Origin of the sequence: Streptomyces canus (genome assembly GCF_030816965.1) — a bacterium.
Taxonomy (GTDB): Bacteria; Actinomycetota; Actinomycetes; order Streptomycetales; family Streptomycetaceae; genus Streptomyces; species Streptomyces canus_E.
This window is the reverse complement of sequence record NZ_JAUSYQ010000002.1, coordinates 8,105,263-8,131,593: the sequence shown is the minus strand read 5'-3', so window position 1 is coordinate 8,131,593 and position 26,331 is coordinate 8,105,263. Positions and strand designations below refer to the sequence as shown.

24 protein-coding genes and 3 pseudogenes are annotated in these 26,331 nt (G+C 69.9%); 19 read left to right on the top strand and 8 right to left on the bottom strand.

Annotated elements, in window-relative coordinates:
• Positions 1-232 precede the first annotated feature (232 nt).
• Together paaZ and QF027_RS38275 are read right to left on the bottom strand one after the other, a co-directional pair.
• Positions 233-1,786 (bottom strand): phenylacetic acid degradation bifunctional protein PaaZ, encoded by a 1,554-nt coding sequence (gene paaZ / locus QF027_RS38280; protein WP_307079868.1) that lies wholly within the window; start codon positions 1,784-1,786, stop codon positions 233-235.
• Positions 1,787-1,857: 71 nt separating this feature from the next.
• Positions 1,858-2,718 carry a VOC family protein gene (locus QF027_RS38275; protein WP_307079865.1) on the bottom strand — a complete coding sequence of 287 codons (861 nt, stop codon included), beginning with the start codon at positions 2,716-2,718 and terminating at the stop codon, positions 1,858-1,860.
• Between the two features lie 81 nt (positions 2,719-2,799).
• On the opposite strand from QF027_RS38275, the gene QF027_RS38270 reads away from it, so the two are divergent.
• The 12 genes from QF027_RS38270 (at position 2,800) to QF027_RS38215 (ending at position 14,289) form a co-directional block, all read left to right on the top strand.
• The gene (locus QF027_RS38270; protein WP_307079863.1) at positions 2,800-3,390 is read left to right on the top strand and encodes a carboxymuconolactone decarboxylase family protein; all 591 of its coding nucleotides are present in this window, start codon (positions 2,800-2,802) and stop codon (positions 3,388-3,390) included.
• Positions 3,387-4,235: a fumarylacetoacetate hydrolase family protein gene (locus QF027_RS38265; RefSeq protein ID WP_307079861.1), complete on the top strand. Its 849-nt coding sequence runs from the start codon at positions 3,387-3,389 to the stop codon at positions 4,233-4,235. Before QF027_RS38270 ends, QF027_RS38265 begins: the two co-directional genes overlap by 4 nt.
• A gap of 23 nt (positions 4,236-4,258) precedes the next feature.
• The gene (locus QF027_RS38260; protein WP_307079859.1) at positions 4,259-4,801 is read left to right on the top strand and encodes a MarR family winged helix-turn-helix transcriptional regulator; all 543 of its coding nucleotides are present in this window, start codon (positions 4,259-4,261) and stop codon (positions 4,799-4,801) included.
• 123 nt (positions 4,802-4,924) lie between these two features.
• Positions 4,925-5,455, top strand: a complete 531-nt coding sequence (locus QF027_RS38255; protein ID WP_307079857.1) for a cupin domain-containing protein — start codon at positions 4,925-4,927, stop codon at positions 5,453-5,455.
• Complete coding sequence (locus tag QF027_RS38250; protein ID WP_307079855.1) at positions 5,452-6,678, top strand: cytochrome P450; 1,227 nt, start codon at positions 5,452-5,454, stop codon at positions 6,676-6,678. Before QF027_RS38255 ends, QF027_RS38250 begins: the two co-directional genes overlap by 4 nt.
• A 100-nt stretch (positions 6,679-6,778) precedes the next feature.
• Positions 6,779-7,102, top strand: coding sequence for a 2Fe-2S iron-sulfur cluster-binding protein (locus QF027_RS38245; RefSeq protein WP_142157804.1), 324 nt, complete (start codon positions 6,779-6,781; stop codon positions 7,100-7,102).
• Positions 7,099-8,340 carry an NAD(P)/FAD-dependent oxidoreductase gene (locus tag QF027_RS38240; protein ID WP_307079852.1) on the top strand — a complete coding sequence of 414 codons (1,242 nt, stop codon included), beginning with the start codon at positions 7,099-7,101 and terminating at the stop codon, positions 8,338-8,340. Before QF027_RS38245 ends, QF027_RS38240 begins: the two co-directional genes overlap by 4 nt.
• Positions 8,337-9,788, top strand: coding sequence for a class I adenylate-forming enzyme family protein (locus QF027_RS38235; protein WP_307079850.1), 1,452 nt, complete (start codon positions 8,337-8,339; stop codon positions 9,786-9,788). The genes QF027_RS38240 and QF027_RS38235 overlap by 4 nt, the downstream gene beginning before the upstream one ends.
• A gap of 73 nt (positions 9,789-9,861) precedes the next feature.
• Positions 9,862-10,980, top strand: coding sequence for an alcohol dehydrogenase catalytic domain-containing protein (locus QF027_RS38230; protein ID WP_307079848.1), 1,119 nt, complete (start codon positions 9,862-9,864; stop codon positions 10,978-10,980).
• Between the two features lie 99 nt (positions 10,981-11,079).
• Positions 11,080-12,306, top strand: a complete 1,227-nt coding sequence (locus QF027_RS38225; RefSeq protein ID WP_307079846.1) for an acyl-CoA dehydrogenase family protein — start codon at positions 11,080-11,082, stop codon at positions 12,304-12,306.
• Positions 12,303-13,196: a 3-hydroxybutyryl-CoA dehydrogenase gene (locus tag QF027_RS38220; protein WP_307079844.1), complete on the top strand. Its 894-nt coding sequence runs from the start codon at positions 12,303-12,305 to the stop codon at positions 13,194-13,196. Before QF027_RS38225 ends, QF027_RS38220 begins: the two co-directional genes overlap by 4 nt.
• Before the next feature lie 4 nt (positions 13,197-13,200).
• The gene (locus tag QF027_RS38215) at positions 13,201-14,289 is read left to right on the top strand and encodes an S-(hydroxymethyl)mycothiol dehydrogenase (protein WP_307079842.1); all 1,089 of its coding nucleotides are present in this window, start codon (positions 13,201-13,203) and stop codon (positions 14,287-14,289) included.
• 508 nt (positions 14,290-14,797) lie between these two features.
• Here the strand turns inward: QF027_RS38215 and QF027_RS38210 are convergent.
• Positions 14,798-15,253 (bottom strand): GNAT family N-acetyltransferase, encoded by a 456-nt coding sequence (locus QF027_RS38210; RefSeq protein ID WP_307079840.1) that lies wholly within the window; start codon positions 15,251-15,253, stop codon positions 14,798-14,800.
• Between the two features lie 1,084 nt (positions 15,254-16,337).
• Here QF027_RS38210 and QF027_RS38205 point away from each other — a divergent pair.
• Both QF027_RS38205 and QF027_RS38200 read left to right on the top strand, forming a co-directional pair.
• Positions 16,338-17,060 (top strand): hypothetical protein, encoded by a 723-nt coding sequence (locus QF027_RS38205; protein ID WP_307079838.1) that lies wholly within the window; start codon positions 16,338-16,340, stop codon positions 17,058-17,060.
• A gap of 4 nt (positions 17,061-17,064) precedes the next feature.
• Positions 17,065-18,177: a hypothetical protein gene (locus QF027_RS38200; RefSeq protein ID WP_307079836.1), complete on the top strand. Its 1,113-nt coding sequence runs from the start codon at positions 17,065-17,067 to the stop codon at positions 18,175-18,177.
• Between the two features lie 48 nt (positions 18,178-18,225).
• Here the strand turns inward: QF027_RS38200 and QF027_RS38195 are convergent, their stop codons facing one another.
• Positions 18,226-18,489, bottom strand: coding sequence for an integrase core domain-containing protein (locus tag QF027_RS38195; protein ID WP_307079835.1), 264 nt, complete (start codon positions 18,487-18,489; stop codon positions 18,226-18,228).
• Positions 18,490-18,559: 70 nt separating this feature from the next.
• Between QF027_RS38195 and QF027_RS38190 the strand changes: the two are divergent.
• Positions 18,560-18,685, top strand: a pseudogene (locus QF027_RS38190) (LuxR C-terminal-related transcriptional regulator); the annotation flags it as partial.
• A 58-nt stretch (positions 18,686-18,743) separates the two neighbouring features.
• Here QF027_RS38190 and QF027_RS38185 read toward each other — a convergent pair.
• From QF027_RS38185 to QF027_RS38170, 4 genes are all read right to left on the bottom strand, one after another.
• Positions 18,744-19,568 (bottom strand): hypothetical protein, encoded by an 825-nt coding sequence (locus QF027_RS38185; protein ID WP_307079834.1) that lies wholly within the window; start codon positions 19,566-19,568, stop codon positions 18,744-18,746.
• Positions 19,568-20,107 carry a SigE family RNA polymerase sigma factor gene (locus QF027_RS38180; protein ID WP_307079832.1) on the bottom strand — a complete coding sequence of 180 codons (540 nt, stop codon included), beginning with the start codon at positions 20,105-20,107 and terminating at the stop codon, positions 19,568-19,570. Before QF027_RS38180 ends, QF027_RS38185 begins: the two co-directional genes overlap by 1 nt.
• Positions 20,108-20,303: 196 nt before the next feature.
• Positions 20,304-21,236: an IS3 family transposase gene (locus tag QF027_RS38175; protein WP_307079830.1), complete on the bottom strand. Its 933-nt coding sequence runs from the start codon at positions 21,234-21,236 to the stop codon at positions 20,304-20,306.
• Positions 21,233-21,553 carry a transposase gene (locus QF027_RS38170; RefSeq protein WP_307079829.1) on the bottom strand — a complete coding sequence of 107 codons (321 nt, stop codon included), beginning with the start codon at positions 21,551-21,553 and terminating at the stop codon, positions 21,233-21,235. The genes QF027_RS38175 and QF027_RS38170 overlap by 4 nt, the downstream gene beginning before the upstream one ends.
• A gap of 644 nt (positions 21,554-22,197) precedes the next feature.
• On the opposite strand from QF027_RS38170, the gene QF027_RS38165 reads away from it, so the two are divergent.
• The 4 genes and pseudogenes from QF027_RS38165 (at position 22,198) to QF027_RS38150 (ending at position 26,289) form a co-directional block, all read left to right on the top strand.
• Complete coding sequence (locus tag QF027_RS38165) at positions 22,198-22,326, top strand: hypothetical protein (RefSeq protein WP_307079827.1); 129 nt, start codon at positions 22,198-22,200, stop codon at positions 22,324-22,326.
• Positions 22,323-22,958, top strand: a pseudogene (locus tag QF027_RS38160) (ThuA domain-containing protein); the annotation flags it as partial. The gene QF027_RS38165 and the pseudogene QF027_RS38160, both read left to right, overlap by 4 nt.
• A 30-nt stretch (positions 22,959-22,988) precedes the next feature.
• Positions 22,989-24,129 (top strand): annotated as a pseudogene (locus QF027_RS38155) (Gfo/Idh/MocA family protein).
• A gap of 27 nt (positions 24,130-24,156) precedes the next feature.
• Complete coding sequence (locus tag QF027_RS38150; protein ID WP_306974417.1) at positions 24,157-26,289, top strand: alpha-galactosidase; 2,133 nt, start codon at positions 24,157-24,159, stop codon at positions 26,287-26,289.
• Positions 26,290-26,331 lie beyond the last annotated feature (42 nt).

Here is a 26,331-nt window from a genome sequence, read left to right as displayed (position 1 = left end):
CAGTCGCGCTTTGCTCCGGTTCGAGGATCGAGAACGTCAGGGAAGGGCGGTCTTGTTTCCGTGACCGGCATGAGCCTCGCATTCACGGACCGAGATCAACTCACTCAACGTCGGCCACGCGTGGCGGTGGTGAGTCCGTGACGACGCTCCGCTACGCACACGCAGGTTGTTTCGTCACGGCCCTCCGCTGACGGTCACACCGCATGGACCACTCGCACCGACGGCACCGCAGTCACTTGGTACGCAAGGTGTCGAGGAGCCGGGGCGATGCCTGGAGTGCCGTGCGCTGCATCAGGTCGAGGACGCCTCGGGTGCCTGCCATCTCCGATCCCCCGCCGGCCCGGCCGGGGCCTCCGTGTCGCAGGGCGGGGAGCGGTGATCCGTGGCCGGTGGTCTGCGTCATGTTCGCCGAGTCCATGAGGTGCAGCCGGCCGTGCCAGGGGGCCGCCTCCCGTACGAAGGCGGTCGTCCAGGCGAGGTCGTCGCCGACGACCGAGGCGGCGAGGCTGCCCCGGCCGCGGGCCACCAGGTCCATGGCGTGGGCGGTGTCGCGGTAGGCCAGCACGGTCGCGGCCGGTCCGAAGGGCTCCACCTCGTGGGGCGCGGCGGCGTCCGGGTCCGCGGAGATGAGGAGGGTGTCCAGGAAAGCCCCCCGCTGCGGGTCGGCGTCGACCACTCGCACCTTGTCCGGGTCACCGTGGACGAGGTGTCCGGACTCCGCGATCCGCCGCACCGCGCGGCGTACGTCGTCGCGCTGCGCGAGGCTGACGACCGCCCCCATCCGCACTCCTTCCGCGGCGGGGTTGCCGATGGTCACCCCGGCGAGCTCGGACGCGACGGCGTCGAGCGTGGCTGCCTCGTGCTCCCGTGGGACGAGGACGCGGCGGATCGCGGTGCACTTCTGGCCCGCCTTGACCGTCATCTCGGTCACGACCTCGCGTACGAACGCCTCGAAGAGCGGCGTTCCGGGCGTGACGTCCGGGGCCAGCACGATGGCGTTGACGGAGTCGGCCTCCGCGTTGAAGCGGACGGAGCGGGCCACCAGGTTGGGATGTGTGCGCAGCGTCTGTGCGGTGGCGGCCGAGCCGGTGAAGGAGAGGATGTCCTGCTCCCCGAGCAGACCGAGTGCCGGACGCACCGAGCCGACGACCAGCTGCAGGGAGCCGGGCGGCAGGACACCGGCGTCGGTGATGATCCGCACGAGGTGTTCGGTGAGGTAGGCGGTGGGGGTGGCCGGCTTGATCACGCTGGGCAGGCCGGCCAGCAGCGCCTGGGCCAGTTTCTCCAGGGGTGCCCAGACGGGGAAGTTGAAGGCGTTCACCTGAAGCATCAGGCCCGGTGAGGGGGTAACGAGGTGGACGCCGAGGAAGTCCTCGCCCCGGGCGAGGCGTTCGGCGGGGCCTTCGAGAAGGTGGGGCGCGTCCGGCAGTTCGGTGCGTGTCCGGGTCGCGTAGTCGCGCAGGACGCGGATGCCGCCGTCGACGTCGTGGCGGGCGTCCGCCAGGGTGGCTCCGGCGCGGGTCGACAGGGCGTACAACTCCTCGCGGCGTGCGCGGACAGCCGCGGCGACCGCGTCCAGCAGGTCTGCTCGCTGGTGGAAGGTCAGCACCCGGAGTGCCTGGCCGCCGGCGCGGCGGGCGTGGTCGAACGCGGCCATCAGGTCGAGGCCCGTGGAGGAGACGCGGCAGACCAACTCTCCGGTGACGGCGTCGTGCACGTCGGCCGCGGGGGCGTCGGTGGTCGTCGGCGCGGCCCAGGTGTCCTGCAGATAGCTCTCGAGAAGCATGGGATGCGGCCCGCTTTCGTCGGAGGGGTCGGGGGTTGACTGCTGGGAGGGGCGGGTCGCCCCGCAGTCCTCTACGGGACCGGGTGGTGACCCCAGATGTCGGCCGTGTACGTACGGCTCACCCAGGTGCTCTCGTCGACCTGTACGCCGCCCGCGCCGATCTCGATGCCGAAGCCGGCCGGTGAGGTCATGTAGAAGGAGAACATCCCGTCGTTGGCGTGCTTGCCCAGCGTGGCCATGAGTTCGACGTCGTGTTCGCGCGTCCGGTCCAGGGCGCGGCCGACCTCTTCCGGGGTGGTCACCTCGCACAGGATGTGGTGGGTGCCCTCGTTCTTGTACGAGCGGATGAAGGCGATGCTGTGGTGCCGGGGGTTGCAGCCGAGGAAGTAGAACGTGCCCCAGGGGTAGTCGGCGGTGTCGCTGAGCCGGAAGCCCAGGACATCGCAGTAGAAGTCCACCGCCTCCTGGACGTGGGGCGTCTTCATCACCACGTGCCCGAGTCCCTGCTCGCCGGTCACGAAGTCGACGCCCAGCGGTGACACGAACTGGCTCGGGGCGAGACGACGGCCGCAGAACAGCTCGGTGCGGATGCCGAGGGGGCCACCGAAGTGCACCATGCGGGTCACCTGCCGGTCCCGGCATTCCTCCTCGGTGCCGGCCGTCACGTCGACGCCGGACTCCTTGAGGCGCACCGTCATCTCGTCGATTGCCGCCCCGTCACGGACCTCCCAGCCGATGACCGTGACACCACCGGTCTCCGCCTCCGTCAGCCACATGCGGAACGGATGCTGGTCCATCCGCAGGCGATGGCGCACGGGCCCGCCAGGGTCCCCGGGCTCGACCGCGAGACCTATCACCGTGCGGGCGTACTCCGCCCACGCTGTCGGATCGGGCGTGCCGATCCCCACGTAACCAAGGCTCTGGATCGTCATGCCGAGGACGATATTTGTTAGACCCTTGACGGTCAAGGCTCTGACGAATACCTTGCCGTCATCGAGCCGAGGAGGACTCCGATGCCGGAGAAACCCCGCCTGCAGCCCGTCGACGAGACCGACCTGCAGGAGAAGACACTGGCGTCGCTGGCGCCGTACCGCGACCAGGACGGCCGGATCCACACGATCTGGGCGACCCTGGCCCACCACGAGGACGCGTTGCGCCGTTACCTCGTCTTCAGCAACCATGTGCTGGGCAAGAACACCCTGCCGCTGCCGTCCCGGGAGCTGATGATCCTGCGGATCGCCGCCCGGGCGCAGGCGGCCTACGAGTGGGACCAGCACGTGCGTATCGCCCGCCGGGCCGGCCTGTCCGACGAGGCGATCCTGGCGGCCGCGACCGGCGCGTGGGACGGACTCGGCGACCTCGACCGGGTGCTGCTCACCGCCACCGACTCGCTCGTCGACCGGCAGGGCGTGGACGACGAGCTGTGGAACCGGCTGACGGACCACCTGAGTACCGAGCAGGTCATCGACGTCCTCTACACCGTCGGCCAGTACCTGACCATCGCCACCGTCATCAACACGCTCGGCGTCCAGGTCGAGGGCGACCTCACCCTGCCCCTCCCCCACCCCGCCGACCAGGCCGTTCAGAAGGAAGTGCCCGCATGAAGCTCGCCAACCTCGCCGGCCGCCCCGTCGTCGTACGCGACGACCGTGCCCTCGACATCGCCGACGCGAGCAAGGGGGCGATCGAGCCGCGCCTGGAGGTGCTGGCCGACCTGTCCCTCCAGGACGAGCTGCGCACCCTCGCCGAGCGGGCCGCGGAGGCGGACTGGCGGGAGTTCGACCCGCGCGAACTGGGCCGGGTCGCCAAGCCGTACAAGGCCATCGGGGTCGCCCTCAACTACCGGGCACACGCCGAGGAGTCGAATCTCCCGGTCCCCGACGAGCCGTCGGTGTTCGCCAAGTTCGCGTCGTCCGTGGTCGGCCCCTACGACGCGATCGTCGTGGAGCCGCAGTACGACAAGGTCGACTACGAGGCCGAACTGGTGGTCGTCATGGGCCGCACCGGCAAGAACATCCCCGAGGCCGACGCCTGGTCGTACGTGGCGGGCGTGACCGCCGGCCAGGACATCAGCGACCGCAAGGAGCAGTGGCGCAAGCCGATCAACCAGTTCACGCTGCCGAAGTCGTACGACACCTTCAGCCCGATCGGCCCCTACCTGGTGACCCTCGACGAGTTCGAGGACCCGGACGACATCGAGGTGGCCGGCTGGGTCGACGACCTCGAGGTGCAGCGGGGCCGCACCTCCGACCTCATCTTCAGCGTGCCCGAGCTGATCGCCTGGCTGTCGAAGCGGGTGACGTTCGAGCCCGGCGACCTGATCTTCACCGGCACCCCGGCCGGCTGCGGTGTGCGCCGCACCCCACGGCTGTACCTCACCGAGGGCAAGGTCCTGCGGACCGAGGTCACCGGCGTCGGCACTATGGTCAACCCGGTCATCGCCGGTTGAAATCGAACGGAAGGCGCGAGATCGTGACGGACACCGTGCGCGAGCCGGGCACCACGGGCCCCAGCCGAACCCGGGAGTTCTCCGAACTCCTGCGCCACCACCATCGTGAGCTGGGCACCACTGATCCGCGGGACCTCGACGCGATCGAGATGGTCACCGACCTCACCCGCCTCGAGGCCCGGCTGACCAAGGACTTCGAGAAGCACGTCCACCGGCCGCTGGGCCTGACCTGGGCGGGCTTCCGGATCCTGAACGCCCTGTGGATCTACGGCCCGCTCGGCCAACAGGACATCGGCCGGGTCTCGGGGTCCACCCGCGCCAGCATCTCGAGCGCGCTGGCGACCCTGGAGAGCCGTGGTCTGGTCACACGTGAACGCGTCGAGACCGACCGCCGTCAGCTGTTCGTCGAGCTCACCCCGGAGGGCCAGGAGACACTGCGGCTCGCGATCCAGGCGCAGACCAAGCGCGAGCGGGCCTGGACCGCCGTACTCCGCGACGATCAGCTCAGTGAACTGGTCCACCTGCTGCGTACGCTGGTCAACCAGGAGACCCCGCCCGCGGAGTGACCGGGCCCGGGGAACCGGCCCACCGACTCGTGCTCGGAGCCGCCGGACCGCACTCGTCGAGATCAGTAAGAACTTTTACCGTCAAGCGTCTAACAGTAGGTTGGTTTCTCAAGGGAGAGAATCATGGTCCGTCGAGTCGTCACCGGTGTCAGCCCGAGCGGCAAGCCCGTGATCGTCAGTGACGGCGAGCCGCCGCGCACCCTTCAGTTCACCCACACCGCCGGCTTCGCCCGGTCCCTCGTGTGGAACACGGCCGCACCCGCCGTCCCGTCGGCCGACCCGACGGCGTCCCTGAAGTCCTTCGTGCCCGCTCCGGGCGAGACCGTAGCGCTGACCGTCACCTTCCCGCCGGCCAGTGTCTACGCCGACCCGAGCTGGGACCCGATCGCCGCGGCGGCCGAGCAGCTGGAGGCCAGCCCCGGCCTCGCCGAGCTCTTCGAGCCCGACAACCCCGGCATGCACACCACGCCCACCGTCGACTACGGCGTCGTCCTGAGCGGCGAGATCGTCCTCGACCTCGACGGCGGCGAGACCGCGGTGCTGAAGCCCGGTGACCTCATCGTGCAGAACGCCACCCGGCACGCCTGGCGCAACCTCGGCACGGAGCCCGCCACGGTGTTCTTCGTCCTGATGGGCGCGGGAGGAACCTCATGAGCGCCCTGACGACCGCGGCGCCGGGCGCGCCCGTCGTCGAGCTCGATCTCGCCGAGCTGCGCCGCGACCCCTACCCCGCCTACGCGGAGCTGCGGCGCACCGCACCGCTCGCCTGGGTCCCCTCCGTGGGGCGGCACCTGCTCACCCGGTACGACGACATAGTCCACGCCGAGAAGCTGCCCGAGGTCTTCAGCTCCCGCGAGGAGGGCTCGCTGCTGCTGCGCACGGTCGGCCCCAACATGCTCCGCGAGGACGACCCGGACCACCGGCGTCTGCGGGCCGCGGCCGAGCCGCCCACCCGGCCCCGCCAGGTCCGCGACCAGTGGGCCGCCGCCTTCGAGCGCACCGCGCACAAGCTGCTCGACCGGATCGCCGGCCGCGGCGAGGGCGACCTCATACGCGACTTCGCCGAGCCGCTCGTCGCCGCCAACCTGGCCCTGGTACTGGGCCTGCGCAACGCGAGCGCCGCCGACATCGCCGACTGGTCGCGGGCGATGATGGACGGCAACAGCAACTACGCCGACGACCCCGACATCTGGCTGCGCGCCGAGCGCGCGACCCGGGCCATCGAGGAAGCGGTGGCCGAGATGGCGGAGGTCACACGCCGCGAGCCCGACGGCTCGGTGATCTCCTCCATGGTCCACGCGGCCGACCCGGTGGCACTCGCCGAGATCCAGAACAACGTCAAGGTCATCATCGGCGGAGGCGTCAACGAGCCGCGCGACGTGTTCGGCGTGGGCGCCTGGGCGCTGCTTCAACGGCCCGACGCTCTGGACCGGGCACTCAAGGACCCATCGGCCTGGAAGCGGGTCTTCGAGGAGACCGCCCGCTGGATCTCGCCGATCGGCATGTATCCCCGCCAGCTCACCCAGGACTACGAGATTGCCGGCGTCACCCTGCCCGCGGGCAGCCGCGTCGCCCTCGTCATCGCCTCGGGCAACCGCGACGAGTCGGTCTTCGAACGGGCCGACGAGTTCGACCTCGACCGACCGCACCGCCCCCACCTCGCCTTCGGCGGCGGACCGCACTTCTGCATGGGCGCATGGGTCGCGCGCCACGAGGTCAGCGCCATCGCCTGGCCCCTCGTCTTCAGCCGTCTGAAGGGACTCCGCCTCGACGACGGCGCGACAGCATCCGACAGCGGCTCCGCCGCGGGCAGCCTGGACGGCTGGGTCTTCCGCGGGCTCACCTCGCTCGACGTCACCTGGCAAGCAACCGCCTGACAGCCACACCCAGCACCCTGGGCGACCCAACTGCACGAATGGCTCGATCGACCGATCAAGAAGGTAGAGCCGCCTGAGCCGTCCCCATCGGGAGGACTTCATGCCCACCGTCATCTTCCAGCTGCCCGACGGGACCGAACGCAAAGTCATTGCCGCGTCGGGGACCGTGCTCATGCAGGCGGCCGTCTCAGGCGGCGTCGAAGGCATCGTCGCCGAGTGCGGCGGCAACGCCTCCTGCGCCACCTGCCACGTCTACGTCGACTCGGAACAGGCCGAGCTGGTAGGCCCACCGAACGACGTTGAGGACGAGATGCTGGACTTCACCGCCGCCGAACGCCGGCCCACCAGCCGGCTCAGCTGCCAGATCCACCTCTCCGACGCCCTCGACGGCCTGGTCGTCCACGTACCCGAGGAGCAGGTATGACGAGCACGGCGGGCGTGGTCGTCGTCGGCGGCGGACAGGCCGCATTCAGCGTCGTGTCGACACTGCGCGCATCCGGCTACGACGCTCCGGTCACCGTGTTCGCCGCCGAGCACCATCTGCCTTACCAGCGACCGCCGTTGTCGAAGAAGGCCCACACCGAGCCGGAGGGTCTCCGCGTCGAGCTGGTGCCGGAGTCCTTCTACCGCGAGCGGAACATCGACCTGCGGCTCGGGGACGACGTGGTCGCCCTCGACACCGCCGCCGCCACGGTCGTCTCCCGCACCGGGGCCCGCGTTCCCTACGCCCATCTCGTGCTGGCTACCGGTGCGCGCAACCGTCCGCTGCCCGTCCCCGGCGCCGAGCTGGACGGCGTCCACGCCCTGCGCTCGCTCGACGACGCCCTGACCATCGGCCGGGCACTGACGACGGCCCGTGACGTGGTCGTCGTGGGCGGCGGGTTCATCGGCCTCGAGCTGGCCCGGGTCGCGCTGGCACGCGGCGCACGGGTGACCGTGGTGGAACTGGCCGACCGGTTGCTGAGCCGGGCCGTGTCACCGGAGCTGGAGCTCCCCCTGCGGGAACGGCACGAGCATGCCGGTCTCCAGGTCCTGACCGGGACGGGCGTACGGGCCCTGGAGGGACCGGGCCGGCTGGATCGGGTCGTCACAGACCGCGAGCACCTGGCCGCCGACCTCGTCGTCTACGGCATCGGCGCCATCCCCCGGGATGACCTGGCCCGGGAGGCCGGACTGGCCGTGGACGACGGCGTGGTCGTGGACGAGCAGCTGCGCTCGGTCACCGATCCCCGGATCTCCGCCGTCGGTGACTGCGCCCGCCATCCGCATCCGCACGCGGAGGGGCCGGTCCGGCTGGAGTCGGTGCAGAACGCCATCGACCAGGGGACGCTGGTCGGCCGACGCATCGCCGGCTCGCCCGCCTCGTACGAGAGTCTGCCGTGGTTCTGGAGCGACCAGGGCGACCTCAAGTTGCAGATCGCTGGGCTGCGTTCCCCTGCCGATGAGGTGCGCCTCGTGCCCGGCGACTCCCCGGAGCGGCTGGCCGGGTACGCCTTCCGCGACGGTCTGCTGGTGGCCGTGGAGACCTTGAACTGGCCCGCCGAACATCTGGCCGCCCGCCGGTTGCTGGAGCGTCGGACGCCGGTCTCCGCCGGCGACCTGGCGGGGACGACTCTCGGCGCTCTCGCCCGGGCCAGACGCGCGGCGGAGGTGAGGGCATGACGAGCACCTTCGGCGCCCACCTCCTCACCACCGCGGTCGAGGCCGGGTCCCGGACCGCCCTCGTCTTCGAGGACCGGACCTGGACCTATGCCGAACTGGACCTGGCCGTACGGCGGACCGCGGCCCGCCTCGACAAGTACGGGGTGCGCAAGGGCGATCGCGTGGTGATGCAGGGCGCGGCCCGGCCCGAGGCCCTGATCACGCTGTTCGCGGTGACGCGGATGGGGGCGGTGCTCGTTCCGCTCCATCCGCAGGTGACCACGGGCGAGCTCACCGTCGTCTGCGAGGACACCGCGCCGCGTGCGGTGGTGGGCGGCGAGGGATTCCCGGACGGGACGGGCATCCGCCTGACGTGGGACGACCTGCACGTCGACGACGAACCGTCCGCGCCCGTCGCCGGAGAGCCCCCGACCGGCTCGGACATCGCGATCATCGCGTTCACGTCCGGCACCTCCGGACGCCCCAAGGGAGTCGCGCTGACCCACGACAACCTGTACTGGAGCATGGCGGGCGGCCTGTCGCGGCTGCCCGTCGGAGAGGACGACACCGCCCTCGTCTCCACGCCGCTGGCCCACGTGGCCGTGCTCGGCGGCCTTCCGCAGTACACCTGGGCGCGGCGCGGGACGGTGATCCTGGCCCCGCGCTTCGACCCGGACCTGTTCATCGACCTGGTCCTCGACCACAAGGTCACCTGTGCCTTCGCTGTGCCGGCCATGTCCGCCCTGCTGACCCGCCACCCCCGCTTCGGCAGCGGCGACCTGGACACCCTGCGGTGGATCCTGTCCGGCGGATCGCCGGCCCAGACCGCCACCCGCGAGCAGTTCCGGGCGCGCGGGATCGGTGTGGTCAACTCCTACGGGCTGACGGAAACCGCGGCCGGGGTGACGTACTCCGCGCCCGACGAGACGGCTGACTCCACCGGGTCACCGGTCCCCGACGTCGAGTTGAGGGTCGTGGACGCAACCGGGTCGACCGCGCTGGCCGGTTCCTCCGGTGAGATCTGGGTGCGGGGGCCGTCGGTGGCGGACGCGTACTGGACCGCCGCCGGAACGGTTCCCGTGATCGATCGGGCGGGTTGGTTCCACACCGGGGACCGCGGACGGTTCGACGCGGAGGGCCGCCTCTCGGTCGTCGGCCGGCTCAAGGACACCATCATCACCGGCGGGGAGAACGTCGATCCCGCCGAGGTCGAGAACGCCCTCGCCGACTTCCCCGGTGTCGTCGAGGTAGCCGTGTCCGGGGCGCCGGACCCGGTCTGGGGCGAGGTCGTGACCGCCTTCCTCGTCACCGACTCCGATACGCCGACCCTGGACGACATCCGCGGTCACCTCGACGGCCGGCTCGCCCGGCACAAGTGGCCCCGGCGCCTGTGCGTCGTACCCGCACTGCCCCGCGGGGCCACCGGAAAGCTGCAGCGCGCGCGGCTGACGACGCTGCTGGACAACTGACCCACCCTCCACACCTCCCAGAGACCGCGCCGCAGTGGGCGCCGTCTCCCCCAGCCATACCCGAGGAGACGCCATGAGTGCGACCATGCGAGCCGCGCGGATGCACGCCGTCGGCGAGCCGATGAGGATCGAGGAACTCCCCGTTCCCGAGCCCGGCCCCGGTGACGTCCGCGTGGCCGTCCACGCCGTCAACATCGTTCCGAACCTGGCCAACATCCTGAACATGTGGACGACCTGGTTCCCACACAGCCCGCTGCCGACCCTGCCGGCGATCTTCGGACTGGACCCGGCGGGCGTGGTCGAAGCCGTGGGTGAGGGCGTCCAGGCGTTCAAGCCGGGCGACCGGGTGTACGTCAACCCGGGCCGTTCCTGCGGGTCGTGCCGGTCCTGTCGAAACGACGACTCGATTAACTGCGCCAGCTACGCCTTCGCCGGGTATTTCGGCTTCTCACCGACCGCGCTCGACCTGCTCGACCGCTACCAGGGCGGCCTCGCCGAGTACATGGTGGCGCCCGCCTACAGCCTGGTGAAGCTGCCGGACGCACTGTCGTTCAACGCAGCCGCCCGCTTCGGCTACCTCGGCACCATGTACTCCGCTCTCCGCAAGGCCGGGGCCGGACCGGGCAAGACGATTCTGATCAACGGCATCAGCGGCACCCTGGGCATCGGCGCCGCGCTCCTCGCCCCCGCCCTGGGCCTGACCCACGTATACGGCACCGGCCGCGACAAGGGCCTGCTCGACCAGGTCGGCAAGCTGGCGAACGGCCGGCTGAACCTGCACTCCCTCGACGACGGCCCGGTCGACGAGTGGATCCACGAGCAGACCGACGGCTACGGCGTCGACATCTACATCGACGCGCTCGGCCCCGGCGCCCCGCACGAGACCTTCCGGGCCGGCATGCGCGCCATGGCGCGCGGCGGCATCGCGGTGAACATCGGCGCCGTCGCCGGTGACCTGCCCATCGACATCCACCGGATGATGGACCAGCAGCTGCGGCTGATCGGCTCGGCGTGGTTCACCTCCGGCGAGGGCCAGGCCATGGCCGACATGGTCGAGGGGGGCCTGCTGGATCTCGGCCCGCTGGAACACCAGGTGTTCCCGCTGGAGCAGGTCAACGACGCCATCGGCGGAATCGCCCAGCGCAACGGCGGCTTCAGCAACTTCATCATCAGCCCGACCCTCACCGCGTGAGCGACGTGACGATCTGACGACCGCCTTCCGGCCGGGGGCCGTCGGTCCTCCCCTGACCGGCGGCCTCCTCCTCCCCCCCTCCCGATCCCTGGAGACCTGATGCACACCCCACACTCCCCGCGCCCGGCCGACCCCCTCGACCTGCTGGAACTCGACAGCCTGCTGACGCCGGACGAGCGCGCCGTACGCGACGCCGTACGCACCTTCTGCGACCGACGCGTCGAACCGCACATCGCCGAGTGGTTCGAACAGGGCGAGATCGAGGACATCCGCGGACTCACCAAGGAACTCGGCGAACTCGGCCTGCTGGGCATGCACTTGGAGGGCTACGGCTGCGCGGGGATGAGCGCCGTCGACTACGGCCTGGCCTGTCTCGAACTGGAGGCCACCGACTCCGGGCTGCGTTCCCTGGTGTCGGTCCAGGGCTCGCTGGCCATGTACGCGATCCACGCCTTCGGCTCCGAGGAGCAGAAGGAGGAGTGGCTGCCGCGCCTCGCGGCGGGCACCGCCATCGGCTGCTTCGGCCTCACCGAGCCCGACTCCGGCTCCGACCCCGGCAGCATGCGCACCACCGCCCGCCGAGACGGTGGGGGCACCTCCCGCTCGAGCGGAGCCGAGAGTGGGGGAGACTGGATCCTCGACGGGCGCAAGATGTGGATCACCAACGGCTCGGTCGCCGACGTGGCCGTCGTCTGGGCCCGCACCGAGGACGGCGTACGCGGCTTCGTCGTCCCCACCGACACCCCCGGTTTCTCGGCACCCGCCATCAAGCACAAGATGTCACTGAGGGCCTCGGTGACCAGCGAGCTCGTGCTCGACTCGATACGACTGCCCGGATCCGCCGTGCTGCCTGAGGTACGAGGACTGCGCGGGCCGCTGTCCTGCCTCAACGAGGCGCGGTACGGGATCGCGTGGGGCGCGATGGGCGCCGCACGGTCCTCCTTCCGGGCGGCGCTGGCCTACTCGGGCGACCGGGTCCAGTTCGGCCGTCCGATCAGCTCCTTCCAGCTGACCCAGGCCAAACTGACCGACATGGCACTGGAGTTGGCCAAGGGCACGCTCCTGGCCTTCCACCTGGGCCGCACCAAGGACGACCGGGGCCTGCGCCCCGAGCAGGTCAGCTACGGCAAGCTCAACAACACCCGCGCCGCACTGGAGATCTGCCGCACCGCCCGCACCGTCCTGGGCGCCAACGGCATCTCACTGGAGTACCCGGTCATCCGGCACGCCAACAACCTGGAGTCGATCCTCACCTACGAGGGCACCGTCGAGATGCACACCCTCATGATCGGCCAGGCGCTGACGGGCCAGGCGGCCTTCCGGTGAGCGGTGCGCCGGGCGCCGACATCCGTCGGGTCGGTGTCATCGGCTGCGGTCTGATGGGCGCGGGCATCGCCGAAGTGTGCGCCCGGGCCGGGCTGGACGTGGTGGTCCACGAGGTGAGTCCGGGCGCGGCCGATATCGGACGGGGCCGGATCACCGCCTCGCTCGACCGGGGCGTTCGGCGCGGCAAGCTCACCGGCGAGGAACGCGACGCCGCACTCGCCCGGGTCCGGGTCACCCCCGACCTCACCGAGTTGGCCGACCGGGACCTGCTGGTGGAGGCGGCGACAGAGGATGAGAAGACCAAGGTCGAACTGTTCGCCGAGCTCGACCGGGTCGTCACCCGCGAGGACGCGCTGCTCGCGTCGAACACCTCGTCCCTGCCCATCATGAAACTGGGCATGGCCACCACACGCCCACACCAGGTGATCGGGGTGCACTTCTTCAACCCGGTCCCGGTACTCGGCCTGGTGGAGATCGTGCCGTCCCTGCTGACGAGTACTCACACCCAACATCGCGCGGAGCAGTTCGTCACCGACGTGCTCGGCAAGCAGGTGATCCGGTGCCAGGACCGGGCCGGGTTCGTGGTGAACGCCCTCCTGGTGCCGTACCTGCTCTCCGCGATCCGCATGCTGGAGTCCGGCTTCGCCTCCGCGGAGGACATCGACACCGGCATGGTCCTCGGCTGCGCCCACCCCCTTGGCCCGCTGAGCCTGGCCGACCTGATCGGCCTGGACACCCTCGGGGCGATCGCCGAGGCGATGTACGCCGACTTCAAGGAACCGCTGCACGCCGCGCCTCCGCTGCTGCTGCGCATGGTGGAGGCCGGGTTGCTAGGACGAAAGTCCGGGCGCGGCTTCCACGACTACTCGGAATCGAAGAAGGGCGACTGACCCCATGGCGCAGGAAGTACGCGGCGTGATCGCACCGGGCAAGGGCGAGCCGGTGCGGGTGGAGACGATCGTCGTGCCCGACCCAGCGCCCGGGGAGGCGGTCGTACGCATCCAGGCGTGCGGGGTGTGTCATACCGACCTGCACTACAAACAAGGCGGGATCAGCGACGAGTTCCCCTTCCTGCTCGGCCATGAGGCGGCGGGCGTCGTGGAGTCGGTCGGCGAGGGCGTCACCGATGTGGCGCCCGGGGACTTCGTGATCCTCAACTGGCGTGCGGTGTGCGGGCAGTGCCGCGCCTGTCTGCGGGGGCGCCCGTGGTTCTGCTTCGACACCCGCAACGCCGAGCAGAGGATGACCCTCGCGGGCAGCGGCCGGGAGCTGTCTCCGGCCCTCGGTATCGGTGCCTTCGCCGAGAAGACCCTGGTCGCCGCCGGGCAGTGCACCAAGGTCGACCCGGCGGTCGCGCCGCAGGTGGCCGGGCTCCTCGGCTGCGGTGTGATGGCCGGCATCGGTGCCGCCATCAACACCGGCGGCGTCGGCCGCGGTGACAGCGTCGCCGTCATCGGCTGCGGGGGTGTCGGCGCCGCGGCGATCGTCGGCTCACACCTGGCGGGTGCGGCGAAGATCATCGCGGTCGACATCGACGAGCGGAAACTGGAGACGGCCCGCACCATGGGCGCCACCCATACCGTCAACGCCAAGGAGATCGACCCCGTCGAGGCGACCCGCGAGCTGACGGGCGGCTTCGGCGCCGACGTGGTCATCGAGGCCGTGGGCCGCCCGGAGACGTACAAGCAGGCGTTCTACGCACGCGACCTCGCCGGCACCGTCGTCCTCGTCGGCGTCCCCACGCCCGAGATGAAGCTCGAGCTACCGCTGCTGGACGTCTTCGGTCGTGGTGGGGCGCTCAAGTCCTCCTGGTACGGCGACTGCCTGCCCTCCCGCGACTTCCCCCTGCTCATCGACCTGCACCTGCAAGGCCGCCTGCCGCTGGAGAAGTTCGTCACCGAGACCATCCAACTGGACGAAGTGGAGTCTGCGTTCCAGCGGATGCATCACGGCGACGTGCTGCGCTCGGTGGTGATGCTGTGACGATGGGGCTCTGCCGGGGGCCACCCCAGGACGACCCCAGCGCGGGAGCGCCATCCCAGCACCCGAGGGCTCAGACACCCCTCGGCACTCCTATGCGGCTTGCCCGCCGGCGCCCGCGCTTGTCTTCTCCGAGAGCTGGGCGCCATGTCGAGGGGCACGGGCCGCACGCCGGGTCGGTGAACATCGGCGAGTACCAGCGCGTCTCAGGGCCGGATAAACGGGCTGCGCAGCTCGGGCGGCGCCAGCAGGGCGCCGCGGCGGCGGGATCGTTCCAGCCAGTCTACGCGTGTCTGGCGGGCCAGGGGGAGCGGATTGACCGAGTTCGATCACGGCACACAACATCGTCGTGCTCCTGCCACTACAGGCACCAGGGCGCCGCGGTGGAAAAAGGGCTTGATCGCTTCCGGCTGTCGGAGACTGAGGGCTGCCGCTGTTGCTCATGGCGGACACGGCCGGCTCCTGAGGAAGCGGTCCTGGACGACTATGCCGACAGACGATGCCTGATCCTTCAGGACGAAGCTTCTACCGGTGGGCGCACCATGTCACCGGGGTAACTGCAATCCCCTGACATTTCGTCGGGTTCAGGGACGTATGTAAATCCGAGCTTAAGCCACACTCCGTACAGCTCCCGGTCCCACGCAGACAAGATGATCTCTTGATCGGGCACCCGAGCAAACAACTCATCGACCAAAGCTCGTGCCACTCCCCTTTGTCGGAACTCGGGAGAAACGTGGAGCTCATAAAGCCTGACGTAGCGGGGCTCGCCGCCTGCCGCGCGCTGCAGACTGGAGTGAAGCCATCCCATACGCACGCCTTGGTCGGAATCCTCTGCGATCAGGGCGTGCAGCGCCTCCGCCAGGGAGGCGGCCCCCTCCTGCTTCTCGACGGTGACCGTCCAGCCCTCGGTGTTGTTGCTCATCCATTCGACGTCGGCTGGATGAGCGTCACGGACCCTGATCTTCATGCTTCATAGCCTACGACTGCGCCTCTAGTGGCCATCATGGCCGTGTGAGCCTGACCAAGTGGCCGACCTCTCGGGCAAAGTAGCGATCGAGACGCATGAGACTGTCTCGCGCGGGTTCCCGATGCGGCGTTCGTAGTAGTTACGGGAGTACGGATCGACGCCCACATGGACGTCACACGTGACAGCGATGCAGCCGTGGCCTGGCCACAGGCCGAGATGGCCAGTTCAGCTGCCGGTGGCCAGCCAGTCGATCCGGCCGTAACCGCTCCCGCACTCACGCGTCCCAGTCGCGCTGGGAGGAAAACGCACCCCGGTACGGACGGATGAGCGGGTGCGATCGCAAATCAGGCACCCGAGAGAGTCACAGGCACACGGACTCCTTCGAGGCATCGACCGCATCGTGCGCGCCAGCGCGTTCGACCTCACGTCGAAGCCGCACCGGAGTGCTCCGGTGCGGCTTCGACGTCTCACGGATCCGGGCAGAGACCCCGCCAGGACGGACCTCGGCGGGGCCTCGCCATATCACCCGCGTATCACACATCCATCACCAACTGGGCAGACGCTCTCGGACCAAGAGGCTCCGACCTGCAATTTCATGCCCGCAGTGGACTGGCATAGACGCCCCTGGACGGTCTCTACAACCTGTGCCATGTGGTACCCAGGGAGGGTCCCAAGATCAGAACCGGGGCGCCTTCTGGCCCGTCAAAGCGGTATTGCAGGGTGTTCGGTGGTGTCTCGCTCACCCGTCTGAGCCTCTCATCTGTCACGAGATGTCACATCGCCGGGGTCGACCTAGCGGGCCTTGACCCGCTCCGGTCCTGCCAACGAGAACCCGGTATACATTCTCCGGTATGTACTCGTGGCCGTGTCGGCAGTGGGCCCTCCGGGCGAGTGCCCTCCTTCAGTCGCTACGAGCAACGCTTTCCTCTTTGATCACCGCCTCCAGGCGGTTCAGGAAGCAGCATCGAGTGTGGTGGCACGAATGAAGCTCGGCCTGATCCACCTGGAAACCTTCCGAAATCCCGCCCAACAGCAGCTTAAACACAACACGGTGAACGCTGGTAGACGGCGTGGCCGTAGCCGGATGCTCTCAGTTACAGCCACCGGCCCAAAACCAGCAAGCGGACTGGTCCTGCCGATGCGCATCCGCGGCAGCATCTCCCGCTCCTTCGCCTTCGAACGTGACGGCGACGCGTGGAAGACCGTCTCCTGCGAGATGGCCACCTTCATCCCGCTGCGCAAGGGCGTCTGCGACGACGTGTACACCCTCGTGCCGATGGCCGGCGAGGGCGACGTGCGCCTGGAGACGTTCAGCGAGCAGGACGTCGACCGCGAGGCCCTGCGCTCCGTCCTCGACCAGCAGCAGACCAAGATCTACACCGGGGTGAAGTTCCGGCAGGGCTCGGCGTGGGAGTGGCTGTACCTGTACCTGGCCTGCGTGCTGCCCAACGGCCTCTCCCGCCTGCCGGGCCAGCGCCCCGGGTTCACTCCGCACTTCGGGTGGGGCTCCATGGCAGCCCTCGACGCCGGGTCGCTTGCGTACCTGACCGTCCGCGAGGGCGAGGACGAGCAGGGCCGGTACTGGGAGGTCGGCGTGATCGGCCACGGCGAGGGCAGCGCCGACCTCGCCGAGCGCGTCGTGAGCGAGATCCGTGCCTGGGATGCGACCGGCGGCAACGACGCACCCGAGCCGGGCTTCCGGATGGCCGTCGCGGACTCGCGTGACCGGCTGACGGCGGACGACTCCCGCTTCGTCGTCGACAAGCCCTACAGCCGACTGGTCGTCGACTGGGCGCGCAAGGGCTGAGCCGATGATCCCCGCGATAGCCAGCCGCATTCCCCTGGTCCGCCGCACCAAGGCGCCCGCGCTCCCCTTGGAGGAGCGCATCAACCACCTCACCGGGCTGACCGTCGCGCCCGCAGGTGCGGGCCACCATGACCTGGTGGCCCGCACCTGCGGGGTCCTCAACTACGCCGCGCTCATCGCCTCCGACGTCGGCCTGCCCGACCTGGCCGCCGACCTGTGCTGGCGCCAGCACCAAGTCTTCGCCGACGCCGGACACCTGAGTGGACGGATCGCCGTCATGTCGCTGATGCCGCTGGTCAACCTCTCCCGGCTGCTGACCCGCGAAGGCCAGGGCGAGGCCGCCTACGACCTGCTGGTCCGCCTCAACCACGCCGCGCGGCAGCGGGAGAAGACCGAGATCGACGACCGCACCGTCGACCTGTCGCCCCTGACCGGCACGGACGAGGATCACCGCACGGTGTGCCAGGAGCTGTACGTCACCCTCCTCGTGGACGGCGCCCGCGCCCTCGCCCGCATCGGCCGGTGGACCGAGGCCGCCGACGCCATGACCCAGCACCGCGGCATCGGCAACCGGCTCCTCGGCGGCCGCCAGATCAAGATCATGGCCCTGATGGAGCAGGGCCTGGACCAACAGGCCCGCGACCTGATCGACACCACCCAGCCCACGGAGCCTTGGGAGGGAGCCATCGCCCTCCTCCTGCACGCCCACTGCCGGCCCGTAGACACCCTCGTCCCTGAACCCGACCTCGACCGCACCCTTGATGAGGCCGTCCAGCTCCTTGCCCACCCCGATCCGCCGACCGCCGCCTTCCAGACCCGGACGGGCCTGTCGGCCCTGGAACTGGACCGCACCGGACGTCATGCCGCCCCCATACTCGACTCCCTCGTCAGCGTCGCCCGACTCGACGCCTACGCCGCACGAGACGCACTGCACCACCCCGTCGCCGCGTCCGCCCTGGACGACGGGGCGACAGACGCGCTCAACGCGGTGATCGCCGCGGCCGGACTGGAATCCGGCGTCCTGTCCGCCCACCACCATGAGGCTCTGACGGGCGCGGTCGGCCACGCCGAGACAGAACTGGAAAGGCTGCTGCAGGCCGAACCAGATCCCGGCTAAGAGGGGAGGACCCGGGATGTCAATCCCCTGGTTCCGTAGAGACTTTGGTTATGCGGTCTGATCTTTCTGGCAGTGTCGCTCGCGCGCTTCGGCGATGATTCTTTCGAACTCCTGGGGCGGTAGGCCGCCGGCCGCGCTGTGCCTTCGTCGCGGGTTGTAGAACCCAGTGATCCATGTGGCGATCTTCAGGCGGGCCTCGGTCCGGGTCGCGAATTGTCGGCGGTGGATGTACTCGACCTTGATCAGCGAGTTGAAACTCTCCGCGGCGGCATTGTCCAGCGCGGACCCCACCCGTCCCATGGACTGCACCACGCCCAGGCGGTCACAGAGCTTGTTGTACGCCTCGGACGTGTACTCCGCGCCGCGGGCGCTGTGGAAGATCGTCGCGGCCAAGCTCCACCTCTCGGAGTCCACGGTCCGCAACTACCTCTCCTCCGCGATCGGCAAGACAGGCACCCGCAACCGGATGGAGGCGATGCGGGAGGCGCGGCAGCTGGGGTGGTTGTGACCCTGCTGCCGCGGCGGGGGTTGTGACCCCTGCCGCCGCCCTGCCCGCATCGCTCACCTCACCCCGTGGCCTCCGCCTTCTTGTAGTTCACTCCGTCCGGGCCCAGGCACACGAACCAGTCCTTCGGGGAGCCGTCCACCTCGCGGATCAGGTTCTTGAAGTCGCCGGCCCCCGCAGGGGCCCGTTCCACCCGGGTCTTCGTGCCGTCGTCCCAGGTGCAGGTGACTTCCTGGACGGTCCGGGCGACCTGGCCGATCACCAGGCGCTGCGGGGCGCCGACCCGGTCGGTGTCCAACGGCCTCGGGTACGCCTCGAGGTCCTTGCCCGCGACCACGTCGTCCTTCTTGAATGCTCTCAGGATCACCGTCGACGGCTTGCCCCCCACGGTCAGGTGCACGAAGTGCCAGCTCTCGCCCACCAGGTCCGAGGCCTTCTCCACAGCGACCGGCTTCTCCCCGTACTGGGCCATCTCGGCGAGCTGGGTGCGTGCCTTCGCCGTGGTCTTCGGCGCGGTCCAGACGGCGGCGTCGACCTTCCACTTCCTGCCGTGGTCCGTGCCCCTGGCCAGAGTCGTCACCCGCCGTTCGGGACTCTGCTTCGCCGTCCCCGCCGAGGGCCGCGCGGCCACCTGCCCCGCCCCGTGCCCGCCGCCCGTGCCTCCCGCCAGCGCCAGCGTCGTCCCCGTGGACCCCGCGATCACCGCCGCGGCCGCCGCGGCCACCGCCCAGCGGCGCGTCTTGCGGCGCCTCCCTCCCCGTACCACCGCCTGATAGGGGGCCGCGCCGACCTCCACCTCGTCCGCCGCGACCGCCAGCAGGAGGGCGATGTCCGTGTGCGCCTCGTCGTACCTCATGTCGTGGTTCGTCTCCCTGTCCGCGCTCATCACTTCTGCCCTCCGTTCGTGAGTGCCTCGGCCAGTCCCGGCAGGGCGCGGAGCTTCGCGATCCCCCTCGCCGTGTTGCTCTTCACCGTGCCGACGCTGCATTCCATGGCCTCCGCCGCCTGCGCCTCGCTCAGGTCCTCCCAGTACCGCAGGACCACCGCCTCCCGCTGGCGCACGGGCAGTGCGGCGAGCGCCGTCAGCAGCGCGCCGCGGTCGTCCGCCCGCGCGATGCGGTCGTCGGCGTCGGGCAGCTCGTGGGTGAGGCCCGCATAGTCCTTCGGCGCCAGGAACTCCTTGAGGCGTCTGCGGTGCCTGCGGGCGTGCGCGTTGATCATCACGCGCCGTACGTACGCGTCGGGGTCGTCGGCCGCGCCGACCCTGCGCCAGGCCACATAGGCCCGTTCGAGCGTCGACTGGACCAGGTCCTCCGCGGCATGCTGCTCCCCCGTGAGCAGGAAAGCCGTGCGCAGCAACCGTGGCCAGCGGCCGACGACGAAGCTCTGGAACTCCGCGTCCCGAGCCTCTTTCCGATCCAACATGGGCACCTCCTAGATGGTTGAAGGAGTCCATGAGGATCGGATTTCGTTGCACCGCCGCGCGGAGGATTTTTTCGAGCCTCGGGCCCGGAGATTGTGCGGCAGGCCCGCGCGGCCGTGGCCTCACGCCTGCCGCACCGGCACCTTCCGCGGCAGCCACAGCAGATCTGTCAACCCCCTGGTCCCGTAGAGACTTTGGTTATGCGGTCTGATCTTTCTGGCAGTGTCGCTCGCGCGCTTCGGCGATGATTCTTTCGAACTCCTCGGGCGGTAGGCCGCCGGCCGCGCTGTGCCTTCGTCGCGGGTTGTAGAACCCAGTGATCCATGTGGCGATCTTCAGGCGGGCCTCGGTCCGGGTCGCGAATTGTCGGCGGTGGATGTACTCGACCTTGATCAGCGAGTTGAAACTCTCCGCGGCGGCATTGTCCAGCGCGGACCCCACCCGTCCCATGGACTGCACCACGCCCAGGCGGTCACAGAGCTTGTTGTACGCCTCGGACGTGTACTCCGCGCCGCGGTCGCTGTGGAAGATCGTCCCATCCAGGCTGCCGCCACGTGTCACGGCCGCCACCTTCAACGACGCCCCGACCAGGGCCGCGTCGTGATGCTCGCCCATCGCGTAGCCGAGACAGCGCCGCGAGAACGCGTCGATGACCGTCGCCAAGTAGATCTTGCCCTCGTCGGTCTCGATCTCGGTCATGTCGCCGTACCACAGCAGATCCGGAGCGACAGCGTCGAACCGACGACGCACCAGGTCAGGGGCGGCTTTCCGCTTGCCCTGCCGGGTCAGTGACTTCCGCCGACGCGGGGGCTTGCGCCCCTGTAGGCCGAGCTCGGCCATGATCTCGGCGACGGTGTTCACCGACACCTGCCAGCCCTCCTCCCACAAATCCAGCGTGATCCTCGGCGACCCGTACGTCTCGCCCGACGCGCGGAAGAAGTACCTGATCCTTTCCTCCAGCTTCACGCGCCTGACCTCACGTTCCGTCGGCTCCGCGGAACGTCGCCGCCATTTGTAGAACCACGCCTCGCTCACCCCGAGCAGGCGACAGGACATCCGATGGGGCACGTTGTGCTCGGCTCTCTGGCGACCGATGAAGGCGACCAGCGCCTCCGGTTCGTTCTCGGTCACTTCACCCAGAGAGCCATGGCACGCTTGAAGACATCACGCTCCATCTCAACTTCCTTGATCCGCTTGCGGTTCTCCACGCTCTCCCGGCGCAGCCGCACGAGCTCCTCGCGTTCCAGCTCGCCCAGCGTCCCGTCCCCGCCGGCCCTCCGGACCCGCGCCACCCAGCTGCCCAGGGTGGTCTCCTTGATCCCGAGATCGGCCGCTACCTGCGTGATCGTCTTCCCCGTCTCAGTCACGATCCGCACAGCCCCCTCACGGAACTCGGCATCGTACGACTGTCGCTTCTCCGCCAGACTCTCAACTTCCCCTGCAATCACAGCCTCAACGCTACGAGGGGAAGGTCATTCCTCCACGGCCCACCGGCTGCCCGCGACGCGGATCAGCTCGCGGATGACCACGGTGCCGACCTCGGTGGTGCCGGTGAGAGGGTCGGCTCGGCGCGACATCGGACGCCTCCGGATGCCACGCGCGCGTGCGCGGCGGCCCGGACGACAGCGCGACGTCCGCGTCCAGCACTCCGTTCCGGAACGCCCTCAGGGGTCATACGCTCATAGTGCAAGGACCCCTATGAGGGCTTCCAGGATGGCCGTACTGGAAGCCCTCACCGACACCGATGGAGGGGCCTTACGGACACCACCCGTGGTTTCAGCACCCACCAGCCAACTCCCCCGACGACATCGCTCAAGGGGTTGACGTTTTCCACAGGGCTCCTACCATTTTGATGGTCGATGTTTCGACCGCAGTTCGTAATATCGAACACGGCGGAGCGTTCCTCTTTGCGCTCCCCCACCCCCTGACGCACCGACTTCCACACCGCCAACTCCTGGAGCTCTCCCAGACTTCCTGGCGCCCCCACGGCATCCGCACTCGAGGAGACACCATGGTCACCCACGGAACGTCACGCTCGCATCCACCACGTACCCTGCGACAAAGGCGATTTGAGCTGTCAGGACGAAGAAGCGTGACAGCACCCCTCAGCACCGTGCCCGGCCGCGATCTGGCCCACGCGCTCGCTACATGGCTCGCGCCTGCCGTTACCCAGGCTCCCGTGGACGTGGACCTGACCGATGCCCCCGGGAACGGCCTGTGACGTCTGTCAAGCAGGCCTTGGTAGTCCGCTGGGGCTGGGACGGGCACGTCCCCGTGGCCGCCACCGACCGCTACGTCACGGCACTCAAGGCGGACGGCTACGCAGTGACCGTCTCCGGCACGCTCGACAGCTACCTCGACGAGGAGCTGCTGGCCGCCACGGACCTGGTGGTGCAGTGCTGGACGATGGGCGAGATCACCGGCCCGCAGGCGGAGGGCCTGAGCCAGGCTGTCGGGGCGGGAACCGGCCTGGCCGGCTGGCACGGAGGCATCGTCGACGCGTTCCGCGCCGAGACCCGCTATCAGATGATGACGGACAGCCAGTTCGTGCACCACGCACGGGAATTCACGACCTTCGAGGTGCGCCCCGTCCCGGAAAAGGCCGACCATCCGGTGCTGGCAGGCGGCATCAAGCCGTTCACCGTCACCACCGAGCAGTACTACCTGCACGTGGATCCTGCGATCGAGGTGCTCGCCGTCACCGGGTACGGCCCCGATCCCGACCATCCCGAACTCCTCGGCACGCCGGTGCCGGTCACCTGGACCAGGCACTGGGACGCGGGCCGGGTGTTCGTCACCACCCTCGGACACAGCCTCGCCGACCTGGAGGTTCCCGAGGTCGACACGATGATCCGGAAGGGCATGCATCCGGAAGGGCATGGCATGGGCGACCCGTTGACGGAACGCCCCATAGCCCTGCGGATCGGGCTGGTCGGCGCCGGACAGATCAGCGGCGCCTATCTGCGCACCCTCCCCGCACTGACGCATCTGAGCGTCACGGCTGTCGCCGACCTGGACGCGGCCCGCGCCCCCGCCGTCGCGGCCACCGTCCCCGGCGCCCGCGCCACGACCGTCAAAGCTGTGCGCGGCCGACGACGTCGACCTCGTCCTCAACCTGACCGTCCCCGCCGCCCACGCCGAGGTCGCCCATGCCGCGATCGCCGCGGGCAAGCACGTCTACGGCGAGAAGCCCCTGGCCGCGACCACGGCTGAGGCCCGATCCGTCCTCGACGCGGCCGAAGCGGCGGGGGGACGGGTGGGCTGCGCGCCGGACACTGTCCTGGGCACGGGCGTGCAGACCGCCCGCGCGGTGCTGGACGCCGGGGAACTCGGCACACCCGTCGCCGCGACCGCCTTCATGGTGGTTCCGGGCCCTGAACTCTGGCATCCGGCAACGGAGTTCTACTACCGGCCGGGCGGCGGCCCGCTGTTCGACATGGGGCCGTACTACCTCACCGCGCTCGTCACCCTGCTCGGTCCGGTGCGCAAAGTGGTCGGCATGACCTCCGCCTCGCGGTCCGAGCGCACCGTCGGCCACGGTCCGCGCGCGGGCACCACGTTCCCGGTGGAGGTGGCCACGCACGTCACCGGCGTTCTGGAGCACGCGAGCGGGGCGCTGTCGACGCTGGTGATGTCGTTCGACGTCTGGGCAGCGGGCCTGCCGCACATCGAGATCTACGGAACGGAAGGCTCGCTGTCCGTCCCCGACCCCAACCACTTCGACGGCCCGGTGCGCCTCTTCCGGGCCGGCGCGGAGACCAAGGACTGGGAGGACGTCCCCGTGCGGGGCGGCTACCCGGGCGCCGAGCGCGGCTACGGCATCGCTGACCTGGCAGCCGCCCACGCCACAGACACCCCGCACCGCGCGGACGGCTGCCTCGCCTATCACGTCCTGGAGGCCATGGAGGCGCTGCTCGCCGCGGCCGAAGCCGGACAGCCGGTCCACATCACCAGCACCCCCGTGCGGCCCGCTGCCGTACCGGCGCACGCGGGCCGGGCGCTCGCCGCGCACACCAGCCGCTGACACCGAAGAAGCGAAGGAACACTCATCATGATCGACACCCGCGTTCTCCTCGACTGGGGCCACGACGCCCTGCGCCTGATCATCGACGCCGACCAGGACGGCCGTCCGCGACTCCGTCACCTCGGCGCCCCCGACACCGTGCCCAGGCCGGCCGGTTCGAGGGAGTCGCTGCCGCTGGTCGAGGCCGTCGTGGGCGCCCAGGACCCGGACTCGTCGAGCCGGCGCCTGGTCGACAGTGTCGGCGCACGGCTGCGCTACCTCAGCCACGACGCCCGGCGCGACGGGGACTGGCACCAGCTGACCGTCCGCCTGCACGACCCCGAGACGGACCTCGCCGCCGACGTGGTCTACCGCTCGCCCGACGGCATCCCGGTCCTGCGTGCACACGTGGAGCTGCGCAACGGGGGCAGCAACCCACTCGACCTGGAGTCGGTCACCTCCCTCGTCCTCGGCGTCCTCACCACGGACCCCGCGCAGCTGGAGACCGCGGACCTGCTGTGGGCGGAGCACGACTGGATCAACGAGCACCGCTGGCAGCGGCGCCCGTTGCGCCAGGCCGTCCCGCACATCAACGGCCGCGTCCACCAGCCCTACCGCATGGGGACCCTCACCATCGCCGGGAAGGGTTCCTGCTCCAGCGGCGGTCACCTGCCGATGGGCGCGCTGAGCGACCGCGAGACGGGGCGGACCTGGCTGTGGCAGCTGGAGACCAACGGCGGCGGCTGGCAATGGGATTGCGGGGAGAACATGGACACGGGATTCCTGTCCCTGTCCGGCCCCACCAACGTCCGGCACGGCTGGTCGCACCGTCTTGAGCCGGGGGCGAGCTCCACGACCGTCCCCGTGGCCCTCGCCCTCACCGAGACCGGCGGCATCGACGAGGCGTTCGCCGCCCTCACCCGATACCGGCGGGCGATCCGCCGCCCGCACCCCGACCACCAGCACCTTCCCGTCATCTTCAACGACTACATGAACTGCCTGATGGGCGACCCGACCACGGCCCGCCTGCTGCCGCACATCGACGCCGCCGCCGAGGCGGGCGCCGAGTATTTCGTCATCGACGCCGGCTGGTACGACGACGGGGACGGCGGCTGGTGGACCACCGTCGGCGCGTGGGAGCCCGCCCCCTCCCGCTTTCCCGGCGAGGGCGGCCTGGGGGAGGTCATGGATCGGATACGGGAGCGCGGCATGGTGCCGGGACTGTGGCTGGAACCCGAAGTGGTGGGCGTGCACAGCCCGATCGCCACCGCCCTGCCTGACGAGGCGTTCTTCCGCCGCCACGGCGCCCGCGTCAACGCCAACGGCCGCTACCACCTCGACCTGCGCCACCCCGCCGCCCGCGCCCACCTGGACGAGGTGGTGGACCGGCTCGTCGACGGCCTGGGCATCGGCTACTTCAAGCTCGACTACAACGTGGACGCGGGTTCCGGCACCAGCAGTCACCCCGGTGAGTCCCCGGCGGACGGCCTGCTCGGCCACAACCGCGCCTTCCTCGACTGGCTGGACGGCGTGTTGGACCGCCACCCGGGCCTCGTCCTGGAGAGCTGCGCCTCCGGCGGCAAGCGCTCCGACTATGCCCTTCTCTCGCGCGTCCAGCTGCACTCCACCAGCGACCAGCAGAACCTGGAGTTGTACGCCCCGATCGCGGCGGCCGCACCCACCGCGGTCACGCCGGAACAAGGGGCGGTGTGGGCCTACCCGCTGCCCGACGACTCCCTCGACGAGGTCGCCTTCACCATGGCCAGCGCCCTCCTCGGCCGCATCCACCTCTCCGGCCTCCTCCCCGAACTCGCCCCCGACGCTCTCGCCCTGGCGCACGAGGCGGTCGCCGTCCACAAGACGATCCGCGGCGACCTGGCAACCGCCGTCCCCGCCTGGCCGCTGGGCCTACCCGGCTGGTACGACCCGTGGATCGCCCTGGCCCTGCACACCCCCGACACCACGTACGTCACCGTGTGGCGCCGTCCCGGTGACGACTCCGCCGAGTCGGCCGTTCTCCCGTTCCCGACCCTTCGCGGCGCCCGGGTCGGCGTCGTCGTGCTGTACCCCTCCACCACCAAGGCGCAAGCCACGTGGGACCCGAAGGCCGCGACGCTCGACGTCTCCCTCCCGTCGGCCCCTTCGGCGGTGCTGCTCCGTCTCTCCACCCGCCCGGAGTGAACCGACAGAACACATAGCGACGGCTCCGCACCGGGGAAGTGC